Origin of the sequence: Deinococcus psychrotolerans (assembly GCF_003860465.1) — a bacterium.
Lineage (GTDB): Bacteria > Deinococcota > Deinococci > Deinococcales > Deinococcaceae > Deinococcus > Deinococcus psychrotolerans.
This window is the reverse complement of sequence record NZ_CP034183.1, coordinates 213,833-229,439: the sequence shown is the minus strand read 5'-3', so window position 1 is coordinate 229,439 and position 15,607 is coordinate 213,833. Positions and strand designations below refer to the sequence as shown.

The 15,607-nt window shown below is 58.1% G+C and carries 18 protein-coding genes and 1 riboswitch; of the genes, 2 read left to right on the top strand and 16 right to left on the bottom strand.

The features are described from left to right. Window positions 1–91 precede the first annotated feature (91 nt). The 11 genes from EHF33_RS01210 to EHF33_RS01160 form a co-directional block, all read right to left on the bottom strand. Window positions 92–595 (bottom strand): hypothetical protein, encoded by a 504-nt coding sequence (locus EHF33_RS01210; RefSeq protein WP_124867256.1) that lies wholly within the window; start codon window positions 593–595, stop codon window positions 92–94. Window positions 596–645: 50 nt separating this feature from the next. Beyond that, a riboswitch (cyclic di-GMP riboswitch) is annotated at window positions 646–730 on the bottom strand. 440 nt (window positions 731–1,170) lie between these two features. Beyond that, window positions 1,171–2,355 (bottom strand): glutamine-hydrolyzing carbamoyl-phosphate synthase small subunit, encoded by a 1,185-nt coding sequence (gene carA, locus EHF33_RS01205; protein ID WP_124867255.1) that lies wholly within the window; start codon window positions 2,353–2,355, stop codon window positions 1,171–1,173. Window positions 2,356–2,626: 271 nt separating this feature from the next. Further along, window positions 2,627–4,297 carry a hypothetical protein gene (locus EHF33_RS01200; RefSeq protein WP_124867254.1) on the bottom strand — a complete coding sequence of 557 codons (1,671 nt, stop codon included), beginning with the start codon at window positions 4,295–4,297 and terminating at the stop codon, window positions 2,627–2,629. 84 nt (window positions 4,298–4,381) lie between these two features. Continuing rightward, window positions 4,382–4,909, bottom strand: a complete 528-nt coding sequence (locus EHF33_RS01195; protein ID WP_124867253.1) for an N-acetyltransferase — start codon at window positions 4,907–4,909, stop codon at window positions 4,382–4,384. A 34-nt stretch (window positions 4,910–4,943) separates the two neighbouring features. Further along, window positions 4,944–5,420 (bottom strand): GNAT family N-acetyltransferase, encoded by a 477-nt coding sequence (locus EHF33_RS01190; protein WP_124867252.1) that lies wholly within the window; start codon window positions 5,418–5,420, stop codon window positions 4,944–4,946. 156 nt (window positions 5,421–5,576) lie between these two features. Further along, a complete protein-coding gene (locus tag EHF33_RS01185) occupies window positions 5,577–6,071 on the bottom strand; it encodes a GNAT family N-acetyltransferase (RefSeq protein WP_124867251.1) in 495 nt (164 codons plus the stop codon). A 38-nt stretch (window positions 6,072–6,109) separates the two neighbouring features. Beyond that, complete coding sequence (locus tag EHF33_RS01180) at window positions 6,110–6,580, bottom strand: HIT family protein (RefSeq protein ID WP_164473375.1); 471 nt, start codon at window positions 6,578–6,580, stop codon at window positions 6,110–6,112. Beyond that, complete coding sequence (gene argH, locus EHF33_RS01175; RefSeq protein WP_124867250.1) at window positions 6,577–7,980, bottom strand: argininosuccinate lyase; 1,404 nt, start codon at window positions 7,978–7,980, stop codon at window positions 6,577–6,579. Before argH ends, EHF33_RS01180 begins: the two co-directional genes overlap by 4 nt. 2 nt (window positions 7,981–7,982) lie before the next feature. Further along, complete coding sequence (locus tag EHF33_RS01170) at window positions 7,983–8,252, bottom strand: hypothetical protein (protein WP_124867249.1); 270 nt, start codon at window positions 8,250–8,252, stop codon at window positions 7,983–7,985. A 75-nt stretch (window positions 8,253–8,327) separates the two neighbouring features. Beyond that, a complete protein-coding gene (locus EHF33_RS01165; protein WP_241191199.1) occupies window positions 8,328–8,804 on the bottom strand; it encodes a GNAT family N-acetyltransferase in 477 nt (158 codons plus the stop codon). Next, window positions 8,805–10,070 (bottom strand): argininosuccinate synthase, encoded by a 1,266-nt coding sequence (locus tag EHF33_RS01160; RefSeq protein WP_124867248.1) that lies wholly within the window; start codon window positions 10,068–10,070, stop codon window positions 8,805–8,807. A 231-nt stretch (window positions 10,071–10,301) separates the two neighbouring features. Here EHF33_RS01160 and EHF33_RS01155 point away from each other — a divergent pair, with 231 nt between their 5' ends. Together EHF33_RS01155 and EHF33_RS01150 are read left to right on the top strand one after the other, a co-directional pair. Continuing rightward, window positions 10,302–10,925, top strand: a complete 624-nt coding sequence (locus EHF33_RS01155) for a hypothetical protein (protein WP_124867247.1) — start codon at window positions 10,302–10,304, stop codon at window positions 10,923–10,925. 61 nt (window positions 10,926–10,986) lie between these two features. After that, on the top strand, window positions 10,987–11,607 hold the full coding sequence (locus tag EHF33_RS01150; RefSeq protein WP_124867246.1) for a DUF4097 family beta strand repeat-containing protein: 621 nt from the start codon (window positions 10,987–10,989) through the stop codon (window positions 11,605–11,607). A 16-nt stretch (window positions 11,608–11,623) separates the two neighbouring features. Here the strand turns inward: EHF33_RS01150 and EHF33_RS01145 are convergent, their stop codons facing one another. From EHF33_RS01145 to EHF33_RS01130, 5 genes are all read right to left on the bottom strand, one after another. Next, window positions 11,624–12,742 carry a pyridoxal phosphate-dependent aminotransferase gene (locus EHF33_RS01145; protein WP_124867245.1) on the bottom strand — a complete coding sequence of 373 codons (1,119 nt, stop codon included), beginning with the start codon at window positions 12,740–12,742 and terminating at the stop codon, window positions 11,624–11,626. A 111-nt stretch (window positions 12,743–12,853) separates the two neighbouring features. Further along, on the bottom strand, window positions 12,854–13,372 hold the full coding sequence (locus EHF33_RS01140; protein ID WP_124867244.1) for a hypothetical protein: 519 nt from the start codon (window positions 13,370–13,372) through the stop codon (window positions 12,854–12,856). 157 nt (window positions 13,373–13,529) lie between these two features. Beyond that, window positions 13,530–13,865, bottom strand: a complete 336-nt coding sequence (locus EHF33_RS01135; RefSeq protein WP_124867243.1) for a hypothetical protein — start codon at window positions 13,863–13,865, stop codon at window positions 13,530–13,532. A 5-nt stretch (window positions 13,866–13,870) separates the two neighbouring features. Then, window positions 13,871–14,020 (bottom strand): hypothetical protein, encoded by a 150-nt coding sequence (locus EHF33_RS20980; protein WP_164473374.1) that lies wholly within the window; start codon window positions 14,018–14,020, stop codon window positions 13,871–13,873. A gap of 139 nt (window positions 14,021–14,159) precedes the next feature. Next, window positions 14,160–15,572, bottom strand: coding sequence for an NADH-quinone oxidoreductase subunit N (locus tag EHF33_RS01130; RefSeq protein ID WP_124872670.1), 1,413 nt, complete (start codon window positions 15,570–15,572; stop codon window positions 14,160–14,162). Between the last annotated feature and the right edge of the window lie 35 nt (window positions 15,573–15,607).

Genomic DNA, 15,607 nt, shown 5'->3' with positions numbered 1-15,607 from the left:
TTCATATCTTCTCCTCCGCACTCAAAATGCGGGTACTACTAAAAATCTGCCGGGTTGGCAATACTTGTGGGCACAGCATCAAAGAACCCGCTCAATTGACTTTCACGCGAAAGCTGAGCTTTAACGTTTCGTCCGGCTTTAAGGTGTCGAGCAGCCAGCGTACATTGGTGTATTCGCTGGATTTGATCTCACGCGTGACCGATTTACCTTCGACGGTTTCGGTGCACTTCAGAGGAGCTTCGGCGTAGGCCAGCGCTTTTCCGGCACAAGCAGCCGTGAACTGGGTCGTCCAGCGGTCATTGCTCGGGGTGACCGAGCCGAGAAATTGAGTGCCTTGCGGAATGGGAACGCCGACTCTGATCTTGTTGAGCACTTTGCCCGAAACATTTTGGGCCGTAACTTCTTCGATCAGCACTGCGCCGGGCAACACTGAAGACGGCGCAGAAACGCGCTCCTCAGCGGCTTTGCCATCTTTTTGCACGGTGCGGATCAGGTCTTGGTCGAGGGTCAGTTTGACAGGCGACGCACTTTGTGCAGCGGCCGTCCCCCAGAGTCCAGCGCTCAAACCGGCGAGAAGGAAAAGTTGACATTTCATCAAGTGCCTCCAAAACCAAAAAAAATCGACAGCCGAGTAAGCTTTCGCTCTACTCATTCTGTCGGTCGCGCCACTCGCTCCGCATCTGGTAAGGCGCCCGAATAGGCCAGATGTTTCATCGCTCCTGAACAAGCTGATAGTAGCTCAATCTCAGCGTCCTCATGCAACCCCCTCCTATGAGAAGTTTTTCATAGTCAGGGGGGGTTGACACCGGAAATTGTAACAGGTTCTCTTGAGTAGGAGTGAAGTTTTCCGCAAGAATCCATCTAGGGCGAGGTTTTTTTCATGGCACTCTCTCGCCCAAGCACCTAATACATTGAGCTCAAATAGGTTGGACAACCCCCATTTACCCCCAGCGGCCAGCCCTTAATGAGAGCGTGAGAAGGCCATTTTCCCTTCATTTACGGCTATATCCCCCCATCTTTTCTAGGTTAAAGGCAGCTGCATCTGCTTATCGGGGGGGGGGTTTGGGGAAATTCACTGGCCGCCTGAAGCAGAATCAGCCGTCAATTCGGGTGACACCGCACCTACTGAGCTGCCCACTTCAGCTCAAGACAAGCGGAGCGGTACTGTCCTCAAACGCCGTAGCGACCCGACAGGGCCTTCTCGACTGGCGTGCCTGTCGCGCCGTCAAAGGCGTTGATCTCTTCGATGAAGCGGTCAAACAGATAACGGCTGTCGTGCGGCCCTGGCGAGGCTTCGGGGTGGTACTGAACGCTGAACACCGGGTAGCGGCTGTGGGCCATGCCCTCTAGGGTCTGGTCGTTGAGATTGAGATGGGTCGCCACGAATTCGCCGTTGGGAATGCTGGCCAAGTCCACTGCGTAGCCGTGATTTTGGGCGGTAATCTCGACGTTGCCGGTCAGCAGATTCTTGACCGGTTGGTTGCCGCCCCGGTGTCCGAATTTCATTTTGAAGGTCTGACCGCCCGCCGCCAAGCCCAAAATCTGGTGGCCGAGGCAAATCCCGAAGGTGGGCAGCAGGCCCATCAGTTCCCAAGCGGTGCGGTGGGCGTAAGTCGGCGCGGACGGGTCGCCTGGGCCATTGGACAAAAACAGACCGTGTGGCTGGAGCGCCATCACCTGCGCGGCGGTGGTCTGGGCCGGAACCACAATCGGCTCGATACCGACTTCCGCGAGGCGCTCAATGATGGTGTGCTTGATGCCGAAATCCATCAAGACCACCCGCTTGCCGTGCTTGAGCGTCGGGAAAGCGTAGGGCAAGGCGGTGGTGACTTCCTGGGTCATGTCACGCCCGTCGATGTCTTCATGCTGAAGCGCCCGCTGCACCAGCGCCATTTCTTCTTCCACGCTGAATTCACCGTAGGAATCTTCGGGATGGGTAAAACTGCGGTGCGCCACTACACCTTTGACCACGCCGCCTTCACGCAAGCGCCTCACCAGAGCGCGGGTGTCGATGCCCTGAATGCTGACGACGCCGTGACTCTGCATAAACGATTCCAACGACTCTTGGGCGCGGTAATTGGAAAAGCCGTCGCTGAACTCGCGCCCGATGAACCCGCGCACGAACGGCTTGTTGCTCTCCATGTCGTAGATCGCCACGCCGTAGTTGCCGATATGCGGATACGTCATGGCGACGATTTGGCCGTTGTAGCTGGGGTCAGTCATGATCTCTTGGTAGCCAGTCATGGAGGTGTTGAAGACCACCTCGCCTACTGTTTCGCCCCGGTGCCCGAAAGCGTAGCCCCGGTACACGGTGCCGTCTTCCAGCGCCAGCACTGCACGTTCTTTACGAATCATTTTCCTCTCCTCCATTTGCGCCTCTCGGGACGCCTTTGATGGTGCCGTCAGCATAGTAGCGGGCCGTCGCCAGCGCTACCGTCTGCGGCACACATCTTTTCTGTATGCAAGCGGTATGCAGCCGCGAAAAAGCTGCCCGACTGATTCTACAGCGGCGAGCAGCTTTTTCGCGGGAATTCGGACAGCACTCACCTAATTGGAATGTGGCCGAATTGTATTTTCTTGCAGATTCACTGAATAAAGATTAAAAAAGAGGTCAGCTGTCCAGCTTTTATTTACCCCAGCGGTAAGCCACTTTGGACTGCGTGACGATGAGATTGTTGCTGACGCTGCTCTGCGAGGACATGCCACCGTAGCGGTTGATCAGATCGGTGGTGACTGCCGCGACTGGTTTAAGCACGCCTTCCATATCCTTCATATCGGCTTGGCCGGCGCTGGCCGTAAACAATTTCATCAGCTGGGCGTTGGTGACTTTTTGCGGAGCCCGGGCGTACTGCCACCCGGCGGAGCCGCTGGTCGTCAGGTTCGCCGCCATGAACTTGGGATCGCTCGCCAATTTGGGCGCGTTCTCGGCCAGCGCCGCCATCAAGGCTTTTTGGCTGAAAGCGGTGACGAGGTAACCGTCTTTGAAGGCGTAGACCATCTTGAGGCTCCCCAGCATGGCATTGACCTGCTTGATGCTGCTGGCCGCGCCCGCCAGCGCTCCCAGTTCCATTTCGGAGCTGGCCATCCCCTGAAGGCCGCTGAGGTTGGCTTTGTTCATCATCTTGTCCAGCGTCTTGGCAACGCCCGCGACGGCCATGTTGACCGAGGCGGCGTATTTGGGCATGGCCGCCTGAGCCGCCGCCATATCGCTGACCTTCTGGTAAGTGACCGTGTAATCAAGCGACTGCGCGGTATTGGCAGCATTGAAGCTGGCCGCTGTGCCGCCTGCCAAAGTAACCTGAGCGCACTGATCGCCCAAGTAGCGTGAGGACTCTTCCAAGTAGCTGGACAGCTGGCTGTCGGTCAGGAAACCGACTGGGTCGAACAAATCAATGCGGTTGAGCCAGCGGGCCGCGTAGGCGTTGCTTTCAGGAGCGCAGGCGCTGGTCACCACCGTTTCGGCGCTGGCGGGAATCAGATTTTGCACGTCGAAGTCGGTGGAATGGGTCAGGACGCGGTAGAGCGGCTGATCTTTGCCGTAAGCGTTGGCGGCGTGGGCCGACTGAGCGCTGAGGCCCTGCGCGTTGGTGGAAAAGCCTGCCGAGTAGGTGCCCAGGGTGTCCACAGCGTCCACCACCGGGGAGAGCAGTCGCGGTAAGAAAATCTTAGCAAGCTGGTTACGGGCGACTTTGGCAATGCCGGAAAAGTTGAGAAACAGCGACAGTTCCTGCTGGCCCACCGCTTTGGTCGGCACGCTGTAGCTCACCGAATCGCCGAGGCGTGGGGCCACTTTGCCGCTCAGGCGGGCCAAGTAACTCATCAGCAAGCTTTTGTCGCTGGAGAGGTAGACCAGTCCTTTGGCCTGACCCACAAACATCCCGCCTTGGCGAACGAAGGGATAAACGCCGACTTTGGCTCCGGGCTTTTGTTCGATCATGCTGCGGAAAAACTCGCTGGAAAACTCGTCCACCCGCGTGACGGCAAGGAGTTGCGGCTCAAACGCCTGAGCGCCGCCGCCGACGCTGAACACGCCCGCCACCGCTTCTTTGCCTATAGAGCTTTTGAGCACTTGCTCAAAGCCCGAAATGCTGCCCATCATGCTCCGGCTCTGTTGATCGCCCATGACATTTTTCATCACGCCGCCGACGAGGCCCGTGAACCGGTCAAGGGCCGCGCCCGCGTTATGGGTTTCGAAGGTGAGCAGCGCTCCGGCAGGAAGTTGGTCGGTCAAGGAAGCGGCCTGTGCAGTTGCGGCGATGGAAGAGACGAGGAGAGTCAGGGTGAGAAGTTTCTTCATAGAAGCAGTCTAAGGGAAGAGAGCAAAGTCAGTCGGCTGCTTTGCCCTCTCCCCCCTTGCCTCAACTGAGTTCAAAATTGAGCGTTACATCAGCGCCCGGAACATGGCAATTTCATTGCAGTTCTCAAAAAAGGCGCAGCGCTGGCACTCGCTCCAGACTTTGGGGTGCAGATTGGTTTTGTCGATGCGCTCAAAACCGCACTTCTCGAAAAAGCCTTGTTGATACGTCCACGCAAACAGCGCAGGCAAAGCGATGTCGCGGGCCTCATCTTCGCAGGCCGCCACCAGCTTTTTGCCGAGGCCACGCCCCTGCATGGCCGGGTGAATGGCCAGTCCGCGCACTTCGGCGAGGTCGGGAGCCAGCATGTGCAGGCCGCACACCCCCACCAAGCCTTCTGCTTTGCCCTGATGCGCCGCTGCAAAATACAAATGGAAGTCGCGGATATTTTCGGCCAGCAGGACGCGGCTTCTGACCAGCATTTGGCCCTGCGCCGCCCAGTAGCCGATCAAGGCGTGAATGGCCTCGATGTCGCTGAGGCGGGCTTTGCGGGTGCTGAGAGGAGCTTCAGGGTGAACGTCGGGCAGGATGATCGAATCGAGCATTAAAGTCATGCCAGCACCGCCAGAATCAGCAAATGGGGAGCGCTTAGCTCAAATCCCGCATCCAAGTGGTGCCGCCGGGACGGGTACCCGCCGCGCGGTAGTGGGCCACTTGCGGCGCGTCGGGCAGGTCCCCCATTACGACGGCCAGCGGCACCTGCACGAAGTGGAAGCTCTCCCAGTCGCCGCCGGTGGAAAACATGTACAGCACTTTGTCGCCGTGTTGACGGGCATGTTCCACCGCGCTCTGCACCAACTGACGCCCCAGGCCCTGCCCACGCGCCGAAGGGACAACCGCTGCGCCGCGCAGAAGTGAAGCGCCCTCGCCGTGTTCCAGGCCGATTGCGCCCACCGGCTGACCATTTTGCTCGAGGAGCCAGTACGTCGTACCGACCACCATCACGGCGTCGGGCGAGAGGCCAGCGTCCTGCATCACTTTGACGACGGCGGCGTAATCGTTGGGGGTGGCGAGGCGCAGTTGGCCTTGGGCCGTATCGGACGGAGTGGTAACGGGCTGGGTCATGGAAGTTCCTCCTCAGGAAGAGAGTGCTGACGTGTAGGGCGCACAATTGAAGGTGGCTGAACCACGGTTTTGAGTAAGCGTAGTTTGCACCCTTAATCGCCTGTTCGTCTAGCACTTGCGTTTTTAGACAAGATGTAGTTACTGGGCAAGGGACAATCACGCGCCCATCACCCGCTTCCAAGCTTGTTCGCGCTCAATCCAACCGCGAGACTGGCCGCTGAGCACTTGCGGGGCGCTCGGCAGGGCGGCTGAGACTTCGGCGCTACTGACCGGCACGAAGCCGAACGGCTCCCAGAACGGGCCAGCGCCGCTGCTGAACAGATACAGCCGCTTGTCGCCGCGCAGGGTGGCATATGTCAGAGCGCTCATCACCAGCGCCCGCCCCAGCCCCCGCCGCCTTGAGGCGGGTAAGACGCTGGCCGAACGCAGCAAACTGGCTCCCTGTCCAAGCTCTAAGCCGATACAACCCGCCGGAATGCCGTTGAGGTCGGCCATCCAGTACGTGCAGCCCTCCAAAGTGGCGGTGATGGCGCTGCGTTCGGTGCTCAGCCCTGCCGCCAAGATGAGGTCGTGGATGGTGTCTAAATCGCTCAGCTTGGCTTGACGAATAGTGATGTGGGGCGTGGTGGACGTATCAGGAGCTAGGATCATGGATTTACCTCTGGGGAAGCGGGAGACGTGAGCATGGCTTAACGCTGCTGTCGTCGCTCCTGTGCCGCTTTGAGGAAATAACGCAGGCCCGCGCCCGCCGCCGCGTCAGTGTTCCAGCGGGGAATAATGTGCAAATGAACGTGCGGGATGTGCGCTCCGCCCGCTGGATAGACATTCCAGCCCACCGTGTACCCATCCCGCTTAACGCTGGCGTCCAAGTGCGCCCGAACCTCGGCGAGCAGCGCGTGGGTGGCGGCGGCTTCCTCTGGAGTCAGGTCAAAGACGGTTTGGCAAGGCCGCTTGGTGACAATAAAACCGGAGTACGGCAAGCCGTCTGCGTAGCGCGAGTCTTGCGAGTAGACGCACCACTCATTTTCCAGCAGCACCTCACCGCCCGCGAACTCGGCCCGAGTGGAAAGAGGATTTTCATCGGGGTGGGCCAGATGGTGCCCCCACTCGGTCTGGCGCTTACTGAGCAGGGTGCCGTCTAGCTCCAGCGTGACGTTCACTGTTTCAGTGCCGCCTTGGCCGCTTCCACTGCTTCGCGCACCCGCACGGGAGCAGTTCCGCCGTAACTCAGACGGTTCTTGACGCTTTCTTCCACCGTCAGCGTCTGGGCGATTTCGGCACTCAGCAGCGGGTGGGCCGACTTCAATTCGTCGTCGGTGAGTTCCCAGAGCTGGCGGCCACTGCGGGAAGCAAAGCCCACCAAGCCGCCCACGACTTCATGTGCCTCACGGAACGGCACCCCCTGACGCGCCAAAAAGTCGGCGACATCGGTGGCGGTGGAGTAACCCCGCGCGGCAGCGGCTTTGGTAATTTCAGCGTGCCAGACAGTTTTGGGCAGCATCTCGGCGTACAAGCGCAGCACGATGCTCAGGGTGTCGTAGCTGTCGAACACGCCCTCTTTGTCTTCCTGCAAGTCTTTGTTGTAAGCCAGCGGCGTGCCTTTGACCACCGTCAGCAGGCCCATCAGATTGCCGAAGACTCGCCCCGCCTTGCCGCGTGCCAGCTCAGACACATCGGGGTTTTTCTTCTGGGGCATGATGCTGCTGCCGGTGGTGTGTGAATCGGGCAAAGTCAAAAAGCCAAATTCAAAGGTGCTGTATAAAATCAGTTCTTCGCTGAGGCGCGACAAATGGGCGCTGAGAATGGCGCAGGCGCTCAGAAACTCTAGGGCGAAGTCGCGGCTGCCCACGCCGTCCAAGCTGTTGGCGGTGGGGCGGGCAAAGCCGAGAGCGGCGGCGGCGGCGTGGCGGTCAATCGGCCAAGGCGTTCCGGCCAACGCCGAGGAGCCGAGCGGGGATTCATCCATGCGTGTCGCGGCGTCGCGCAAGCGGCCTTCGTCGCGCTCCAGCATCGCCACGTAAGCCATAAACCAGTGGCTGAGCAAGATGGGTTGGGCCACCTGCAAATGGGTGTAGCCAGGCAAAATCACTTCGGCTGACAGATGCTTCTCGGCTTCCGCGAGCATCACGGCCCGCAACGCCCGCGTTTTGGCGGCCAAGTCCAGCGCGGCTTCTTTGGTAAACAAGCGGAAATCTACGGCCACCTGATCGTTGCGGCTGCGGGCGGTGTGGAGCTTGCCCGCGACCGGCCCAATCCGGTCGCGCAGGGCAGCTTCCACGTTCATATGCACGTCTTCACGGTCTAGCCGCCATTCAAATGTTCCGGCGCGGATATCGGTGAGCACGTCGTCAAGGCCGCTTTGAATCTGCTCAACTTCCTCGGGGCTGAGAATCCCGACTTGGCCCAGCATGGCGACGTGCGCCAGTGAGCCGCGAATGTCTTGCTCGGCCAAGCGCTGATCGAAGCCCACCGAGGCGTTGAAGAGTTCTACAAGGCCGTCCGTAGCTTCAGCGAAGCGGCCTCCCCAGAGTTTCTTATCTTTGATGTTGTTATTGGTCACGTTTAGTCTCCCGCTTTAGATAACTTAAGGTGGTTGTTCAAAACAGCAGTCACCTCTTCATCTGATGCGCCTTTACAAGCCCACAATTCAGTTGCGCCTGAAATACCGATTTTGAAAAGTTTAATCATGACGTAGAGAAAGGAAACTGGAGAACGAAAGGAATCAGAATTAAAACTCCTGATGAGTTGTAGCGGTGGAGTCCCCAAATCCTGTAATTTCAGCAAACGCCGCAGCTCCAGTTCTTCCCTCGGCAGCTCAGTCTTGTTGGACATACCGCCGACCTCCAATTTCCCGAACTGGCAAACGCATACGCCTCGTCACTCTTCACGTACACCAGCCGCCCGACGTCAAAGGGTTTCCATAATCAAACGCATTTCATTGGTGGTGGTAAATCCTAACTTCTCGTAAGTGGATTTCCCGGCATCAGAAGCATGCAGGCTGATGAGGCTCACATTCCGAACCGCGCATTCGGCCAGGAGCGCCTGCATCAGGTGTCGGGCCAGCCCCTGCCCACGCTGTGGCGGGGCCACGTAGACATTCAGGATATAGGCCCGCGTCGTCACGAGACTACGCGGACTGGGCGGAAACTCCTGCCAGATCACACCAGCGCCGGCCACCACCCACCCACCAGTTTCAATCAGGACGCCGGAATAAGCTCCGCTTTCCAGCCCACAGCGCAGCCATTTCAGACTGTCCGCCGATGCCGCCTGCACCCGCTCCAGCGCACTGCCCATGTCGGTGTACATGGCATCGCGCTGAACCTGAATAATTTCGGCGTCCTGAGCCGTCGCCGTGCGGAGAACGTACTCCTCCGGCAAGTTCATTTACTCTGACTTGGCCTTGGCTTCAACCCGCGCCTGCACACGCATCCTGAGGGCATTGAGCTTGATGAATGCGCCCGCATCGTGCTGGTTGTAGTCGCCGCCCGCTTCAAAGCTCACCAAGTCTTTGTCATACAAGCTGCGCGGCGCTTTGCGGCCCACCACGTCGCAGTTGCCCTTGTACAGTCTCAGGCGGGCTGTTCCGGTGACGCTCTGGGCCACGTGGTCGATATAGACCTGCAGCGCTTCACGTTCGGGGGCAAACCAAAAGCCGTTGTAAACCAGTTCGGCGTATTTGACACCCAGCGCGTCGCGTTGGTGCAGCACTTCGCGGTCAAGCGTCAGGCTTTCCACTGCGCGGCGGGCGTGATACAGCAGCGTACCGCCGGGCGTTTCGTAGACGCCGCGCGATTTCATGCCCACAAAGCGGTTTTCCACCAGGTCAATTCGGCCCACGCCGTTGCGCCCACCAATCTGATTGGCTTTGGTCAGCAGTTCGGCAGCGCTCAGCTTCTCGCCGTTGATGCTGACCGGATCGCCGTTCACAAACTCCACTTCCACATATTCCGCTTCATTGGGCGCGTCTTCGGGGCTGACCGTCATCTTGAACATGTGGGCGGGGGCCTCCGTCCAAGGATCTTCCAAAATGCCGCCTTCGTAAGAAATGTGCAGCATGTTGGCGTCGGTCGACCAGGGGTCTTTTTTGGTGGTCGGCACTGGAATGTCGTTCTCGCGGGCAAACGCTTCCAAATCGGCGCGGCCCTGAAAAGCCCAGTCGCGCCACGGAGCCACCGTCACGATGTCGGGCTTGAGAGCGTAAGCAGTCATTTCAAAACGGACTTGATCGTTGCCCTTCCCTGTCGCTCCGTGTGAGACGGCCACCGCACCTTCTTGTTCGGCAATTTCCACCATCTTCTTGGCAATCAAGGGGCGGGCAATGCTGGTGCCGAGAAGGTAGTAGCCCTCGTACAGTGCGCTGCTGCGGAACATCGGGAACACATAATCGCGCACGAACTCTTCACGCAAATCGAGGGCGTACGCCGCCACCGCGCCGGTTTTGAGGGCCTTGAGGCGGGCTTCTTCCACCTCGTCGCCTTGACCGAGGTCGGCAGTAAAAGCCACCACGTCATAGTTGCGCTCCGTTTGCAGCCACTTGAGGATGATGGAGGTGTCCAAGCCGCCAGAATAGGCCAGCACGATTTTCTGCTTGGGCGCGGAGGTGTAGTCAGTGGCAGCGTTATCAGCAGGCTTTTGCTCAATGTGTGTCATGTAATTATTCTCCCAGAGTGTTGAGCGCCGCAGCAAATCGTCCCGCATAACGGAGACAGATCCCTTACCCGAACATCGGGCGAACCCATCTTTAGCGTCGAATGGCGGATGGTGACATCTTCTGTGTATGGTTATACACTTTCGACGCATAGCTATGCAAGTGTCGACTGGATGCGAACCCTGACCAAAGACAAAAACCCATTCGCCGCCCTTCACCGTAGACTGAGACCAATGTCTCACTGCCATCTCCGTTTTCCATTGGTCAGTTTATTGGCTGTTTTCACCCTCTGCACTGGCAGTTTGGCCGGACTTGCAGAAACGTACAACAGCCTGAACCTCACTTTAATTCAACAAAAGGGCAATTTAAGCGTCAGTAAAGAAGTAGACGCGCCACCGATAAGTAAGGCCATTGCTAGAAATAAAGTGGGTTTTGCAACGCTCAACAGCACTTCCCCGAATTGGTCGCTTCAACTGAGTCCCGAGCGGCCAATCAGCTTAACTGTGCAGCACAATCAAGGCAACGCCAGACTGGATCTTCGTTCGCTCAAACTCAAGACTCTCCATGTGACACAGCAAGACGGCATTTTAGAAATCTGGCTTCCCAAAAGCAGCTTGGTTTTGACTCTTGACCAGCAGCAGGTGACCACCCATTTGCACTTACCAAAAAACGTCGGTGTTTTGGTCAAGATAGATCAGTTTAGCCAGGGCGATTTGATTCTGTTCGGAAAAACAATAGCGACCGGCACGGACTCAGATGACCGCTATCAAAGCCACAACTACGCCACTGCCAAAGAAAAAGTCGTGGTGCATTTAACGATGATTCAGGGCCACCTAGAGATTGAAGAACAATCTTGAGCTCTTCACTTCAATAAGTGATCTGACACGGATTTGACTTCGGTCATCTATACTCAGGGCCATGTCCTTACATTCTGTTTTTAGCCGTGGGCTGAATTTTTCAGCATTTGCCTTGCTTCTCAGCAGCGCAGCACTGGCCGCCACGCCGTACAACAGCGTCAACCTCACACTCAAGCAGGAGTTGGGGAATTTGTCGCTCAGTGTCAATACCAAGGCTTCGCCCATCATGGGTGTCAGCAAACCCACCGTCAAGAACGGCGTGGCTTATATCAGCGCGTCACACTCGATGGGCGACTGGGCCATTGGCCTGAGTCCAAAGCTGCCTCTCAGCTTGACCCTAGACCGGCAACAAGGCGACGCCGCACTTGATTTGCGCTCACTCAAACTCTCGGCGCTCAGCATTACTCAGCAACTCGGCGACCTTACTTTGAACCTTCCTGCCGCCACTTTGCAGGCAACGCTCACCCAAACGCAAGGCGACACGACCATTACTTTGCCGAGCAATGTGGGTCTGCGCTTGAATGTCAAGAAATTTACCCAAGGCACGCTCATCATGAGCGGCAAAACAGTAGCGGACGGCTTTAAATTTAGCGGTGTTTATATGACTGCCAATTATGACAGCGCCGCCTATAAAGTGAACATGACCATCAATAAAGAACAGGGCAATTTGACCGTCAAGTAACGGCAGCCTCTGAGGATTAGCGCTCCAAAAAAGTTTTGAGCCGCCGCAGCGCTTCTTGAATCTCGGCTTCTTTTTTGCAAAAAGCAAACCGCATCATATCGGGCGGCGCAGCGTGCTGGCGGTAAAAAGCGCTCATAGGAATCACCGCCACGCCGCCCCTAATGACCAGTTCTTCAGCATTGACATTCGGTAAGCGGGCGGTGAGAAAGTAAGTGCCCTGCGGCGTAAACACTTCTGCACCCAGCTGGCGCAACCCCGCCGCCAAACTTTGCATTCGGGCCGCATAACTGGCCCGCAATTGATCGTAAAAGCCGTTTTGCCGCGCTTCTATGAGTGCAGAGGCCACCGCCGCTTGAAGGGGTGCGGGGGCGCAAAACGTTGTCCACTGATGCAGGCCAGCGACTTCGGGGGCAAGCCCCTCGGGCGTGATGATCCAGCCGATGCGCCAGCCAGTCGCTTCCAAGCGCTTGCCCGCGCTGCCCACCGTAAAGGTGCGTTCGGGGGCCAGTGTGCGCAGCGATATGGGCCGCTCAGCGTAATACAGTTCGTCGTATACCTCGTCGCTGATCAGCCAGAAGTCGTGCTGGCGGGCCAGATCTACCACCGCTTGCAACTCGGCCCGCGTAAAAATGCTACCAGTGGGGTTAAAGGGGCTGTTGATGATGAGCGCTTTGGTGCGCGGGGTGATGGCCTGCCGGAGTGCATCAATATCCAACTCCCAGCCAGCCGCCCCCAGCACCATCGGCACGCCGACGAACTTCGCGCCGACGATCTCAGTTTGCGGCACGTAAATGTCAAAGACGGGTTCAAAGGCAATCACCTCATCGCCCGCACCGTAGAGCGTTTGTGCCAGCGCCAGCATCGCCTCGGTTGCGCCGCAGGTGATGACCACTTGCTCCGCATTCACCTCTAGGTCTTGGGCGACTGCCTCTCGCAGCAGAGGCAAACCAATCGGCGGCGAATACTGATCCACTGTGCCCACCGCTTGTCTGGCGGCTTCCAGCAAAAAAGTGGGCGGCGGGTTGCTGGGAAAGCCCTGTCCCAAATTGATTGCGCCGTGCTGAAGAGCGAGGCGGCTCATGCGCGAGAAAATGCTTTCGGCAGAGAGGGACGTGCGGGCGTGCAAACTGGGCATAAGTCAGTCTGGCGCTTTGGAGCAGCGTGCGGGGCGGCGCGTACAGACAAGCACAAGCAAGCCAAAAAAACTCCCCCACCCAGCAGGCGAGGGAGCACTTCAAACAGCTGTTTAGTTCAGGCGGTAGTTGGCGCCCAAACGCAGGCCGGGGGCAAAGTAAACGCTGGTGCCGCCCCCACCCAAGCCGACGCCCAAGCCCACTGACCCTTCCAAGAAGACGCTAAACGGATCGGCCAAGTTGAACTCGACGCCCACCAGTGCGGCAGGAGCTATAGTGAAGCCCGCACCCGTGTAACCGGCGACTCTTGCGATGTTAGCTCCTAAGCCGAGTTGCGCTCCGTAGTAAAGGTCGTAGGCTTTGACTGCATCGACACCGTTGACGACACTTTGCGCTGCGCCAACAGTCGTGTTGAGAGGCAGCAGGTAGGAGATGTCGCCACCGATAGAAATATAACCGCCGCTGTTAAACAAGCCCAGGCCCGGAACGCCGACGCCGTAGCGCAGGGCGGTACCGTTGCTCTGCTCCTGAGTATATTGAGCGCCTAATAAGTAGCCGCCGACTTTATCAGCGGAAGCGGTGGTGGCCGAAGCAAAAGTGAGTGCAGCAAGTCCAACGAGAATCTTATTCATAAGAGGCAGTATGAGACACTGGGCTGGCCCCCGCCCAAACGTCTTCTTAATAATAACGAGAGAAACAGCAGAACGCTGGCGAGAAAGGAGCCGCTCAGTTGGCGCTAAACGTGAGGTTTTTAAAACTTAGAGGAGCGCTGCCGAATCATCATAAACCTCACCCGGCGGTTTCACGCTGTCTCCAACCCTCCGCAGCGGAACGCAGCGCACGCCCACCTTCTGAGCCGCCTCGGCGTCGTAGTGGGTATCTCCGACCACCAGCGCCAAGTTTTCCTAGCGCCGCCGCCACAATATTGGTGGCGGGTTTGCTGGCCTTCACTTCACCGGAAGCCACACACCAAAGTTTGAGTTCTCCTCGTCTGAGGTACTCCAGTTCCTGCTCCATGATCTCGTCTTCCCCACTGCTGCTCAGCATGATTTTGAGGCCCAACTCACCCCACAGGTACGTCACCAACTCGGAGGCAGTGTGGGTGGCCCTGAGGCTGGGAATCATCAGATTCAGGGCTGTGTGTAGCTTTGAATCAGCGCTTTGCTCTGCCCGCTCTTTGCGTCTATGCCGCTCATTCTAGAAATGATTTTGTTGCCACCCATGCCCATCAGAGTGATAACGGCTTGAGTTTGGGATGCTTGTTTGGCCAAAGAAGTCATGGAGCAAGGCTAAATAGTAAGGGCCTGCGACGAGAGGTGTGCAGCTTGTAAAAAGGAAAATGGTTTGTTGAGTTGATCCAAGTAAAAAAGCCTCCGTTCACTGTTCAGAACGGAGGCTGCCTTACCGGGTACAACTTTCCTATCTGCCCGCCAAAACCGTCCAAATCGCCGGATTGGCAACCAAGCCGTAGGCCAGATTCGGAAGGACGCCCAGTACGGTGACGCCGACCACGCCCAACACCACAGCGGCGGTGGTGGGTGTGCGCTCGCCGGGATACTCGCGGGCGGGGGTGCGGTCATGCATGAACATCAGCATGGCGGGGCGCAAATAATAAATCAGCGCCGCCACGCTGCCCATTGCCGCGATGAGGGTCAGGCCGACATAACCGGCTTGGAAGGCGGCCTGAAACGCCAAATACTTGCCCATAAAGCCTGCGAACGGCGGTAAGCCTGCCAGCGAGGCGAGGCAAACCGCCAGCGCCACCGCGTAAGCCGGATGGCGGTAAAACAGGCCGCGCATGTCATCTAAAGAAAAGCCTTCCTCGGTGCGCTGGAGGGCGGCCAAGACAGCAAACGCGCCCGCCGTCATCAGGGTGTACACCAGCAGGTAATAGGTCAGGGCCGGGCCGCCCGTCGCCGGATTGGCCAGCAAAGCCAGCGCCAGAAAGCCGGTGTGGGCCACCGCCGAGTAGGCCATCAGGCGCTTGAAATTGGTCTGGAAGAGTGCCCCGAGATTGCCTATCACGATGGTGGCAATAATCAGGATTTGCATCACGCTGGCCCAGGCCGGAACATTTTGCATGGCTCCGCCGAAAACGCGCAGCATTCCGGCAAAAGCGGCCACCTTGACCACCGTGCTCAGAAAAAGGCCGACCACGGTAGGCGCACCCGAATACAGATCCGGAGTCCACTGGTGAAAGGGAGCCAGCGCCACCTTGAAGCCGAACCCGCATAGCAGCAGCAGTGCGCCGACGACCAGCAGACTGATGTTCTCGACTTGCAAGCCCGCCGTCGCGTCGCGGATGCCCACGTAGCTGAAGGTGCCGGTTGCGCCGTAGACCAAAGCGATACCGTAAATCAGCGTGGCGCTGCCGACTGCGCCGAGCAGGAAGTACTTCATGCCCGCTTCCTCGGCGCGGCGGCTGTTTTGCAGGGTGGCGATCACGTAACCCGACAAACTCATAACTTCCAGGCCAATCAGCATGGTGACCAGATCACCGGAAAAGGCGATCAGCAGCGTGCCGGTCACGGCATAGAGCAGCAGCGCGTCAAATTCTGGGAAGGCTAGCTTGGCGCGGGCAGCAGTGTCAAAACTGACCAGCAGGGTCATCAGCGAGCCGAGCAGAATAATCAGGCCGATAGAAAGCGCCACGTTGTCGGCCTGCAAACTGCCGTTAAAGGAAGTCAGACCGCCGTTCCAGAGCGTGACCATGCTGACGCCCGACAGTACCAGCGTCACCATGCTGATGACCGTAATAGCGCGGCGCGGCAAGAAAAAGCCCAGCAAGGTGGCCGCAATTGCGCCGAGCAAGGTAATCAGAATCGGCAGCATCGGCGCGAGCGCGACGTCGGGAAGAACCAAAGCGG

Excerpts from the sequence above, each read along its gene's own strand:
- EHF33_RS01130 (WP_124872670.1), bottom strand. The coding sequence starts at position 15,572 with ATGCTGCCGATTCTGATTACCTTGCTCGGCGCAATTGCGGCCACCTTG.
- EHF33_RS01135 (WP_124867243.1), bottom strand. The coding sequence starts at position 13,865 with ATGATTCCCAGCCTCAGGGCCACCCACACTGCCTCCGAGTTGGTGACG.
- carA (WP_124867255.1), bottom strand. The coding sequence starts at position 2,355 with ATGATTCGTAAAGAACGTGCAGTGCTGGCGCTGGAAGACGGCACCGTG.
- EHF33_RS01170 (WP_124867249.1), bottom strand. The coding sequence starts at position 8,252 with ATGTCCAACAAGACTGAGCTGCCGAGGGAAGAACTGGAGCTGCGGCGT.
- EHF33_RS01140 (WP_124867244.1), bottom strand. The coding sequence starts at position 13,372 with ATGAATAAGATTCTCGTTGGACTTGCTGCACTCACTTTTGCTTCGGCC.
- EHF33_RS01185 (WP_124867251.1), bottom strand. The coding sequence starts at position 6,071 with ATGATCCTAGCTCCTGATACGTCCACCACGCCCCACATCACTATTCGT.
- EHF33_RS01210 (WP_124867256.1), bottom strand. The coding sequence starts at position 595 with ATGAAATGTCAACTTTTCCTTCTCGCCGGTTTGAGCGCTGGACTCTGG.
- EHF33_RS01200 (WP_124867254.1), bottom strand. The coding sequence starts at position 4,297 with ATGAAGAAACTTCTCACCCTGACTCTCCTCGTCTCTTCCATCGCCGCA.
- EHF33_RS01195 (WP_124867253.1), bottom strand. The coding sequence starts at position 4,909 with ATGACTTTAATGCTCGATTCGATCATCCTGCCCGACGTTCACCCTGAA.
- EHF33_RS01190 (WP_124867252.1), bottom strand. The coding sequence starts at position 5,420 with ATGACCCAGCCCGTTACCACTCCGTCCGATACGGCCCAAGGCCAACTG.
- EHF33_RS01165 (WP_241191199.1), bottom strand. The coding sequence starts at position 8,804 with ATGAACTTGCCGGAGGAGTACGTTCTCCGCACGGCGACGGCTCAGGAC.
- EHF33_RS01150 (WP_124867246.1), top strand. The coding sequence starts at position 10,987 with ATGTCCTTACATTCTGTTTTTAGCCGTGGGCTGAATTTTTCAGCATTT.
- EHF33_RS01145 (WP_124867245.1), bottom strand. The coding sequence starts at position 12,742 with ATGCCCAGTTTGCACGCCCGCACGTCCCTCTCTGCCGAAAGCATTTTC.
- EHF33_RS01155 (WP_124867247.1), top strand. The coding sequence starts at position 10,302 with ATGTCTCACTGCCATCTCCGTTTTCCATTGGTCAGTTTATTGGCTGTT.
- EHF33_RS20980 (WP_164473374.1), bottom strand. The coding sequence starts at position 14,020 with ATGACTTCTTTGGCCAAACAAGCATCCCAAACTCAAGCCGTTATCACT.
- EHF33_RS01160 (WP_124867248.1), bottom strand. The coding sequence starts at position 10,070 with ATGACACACATTGAGCAAAAGCCTGCTGATAACGCTGCCACTGACTAC.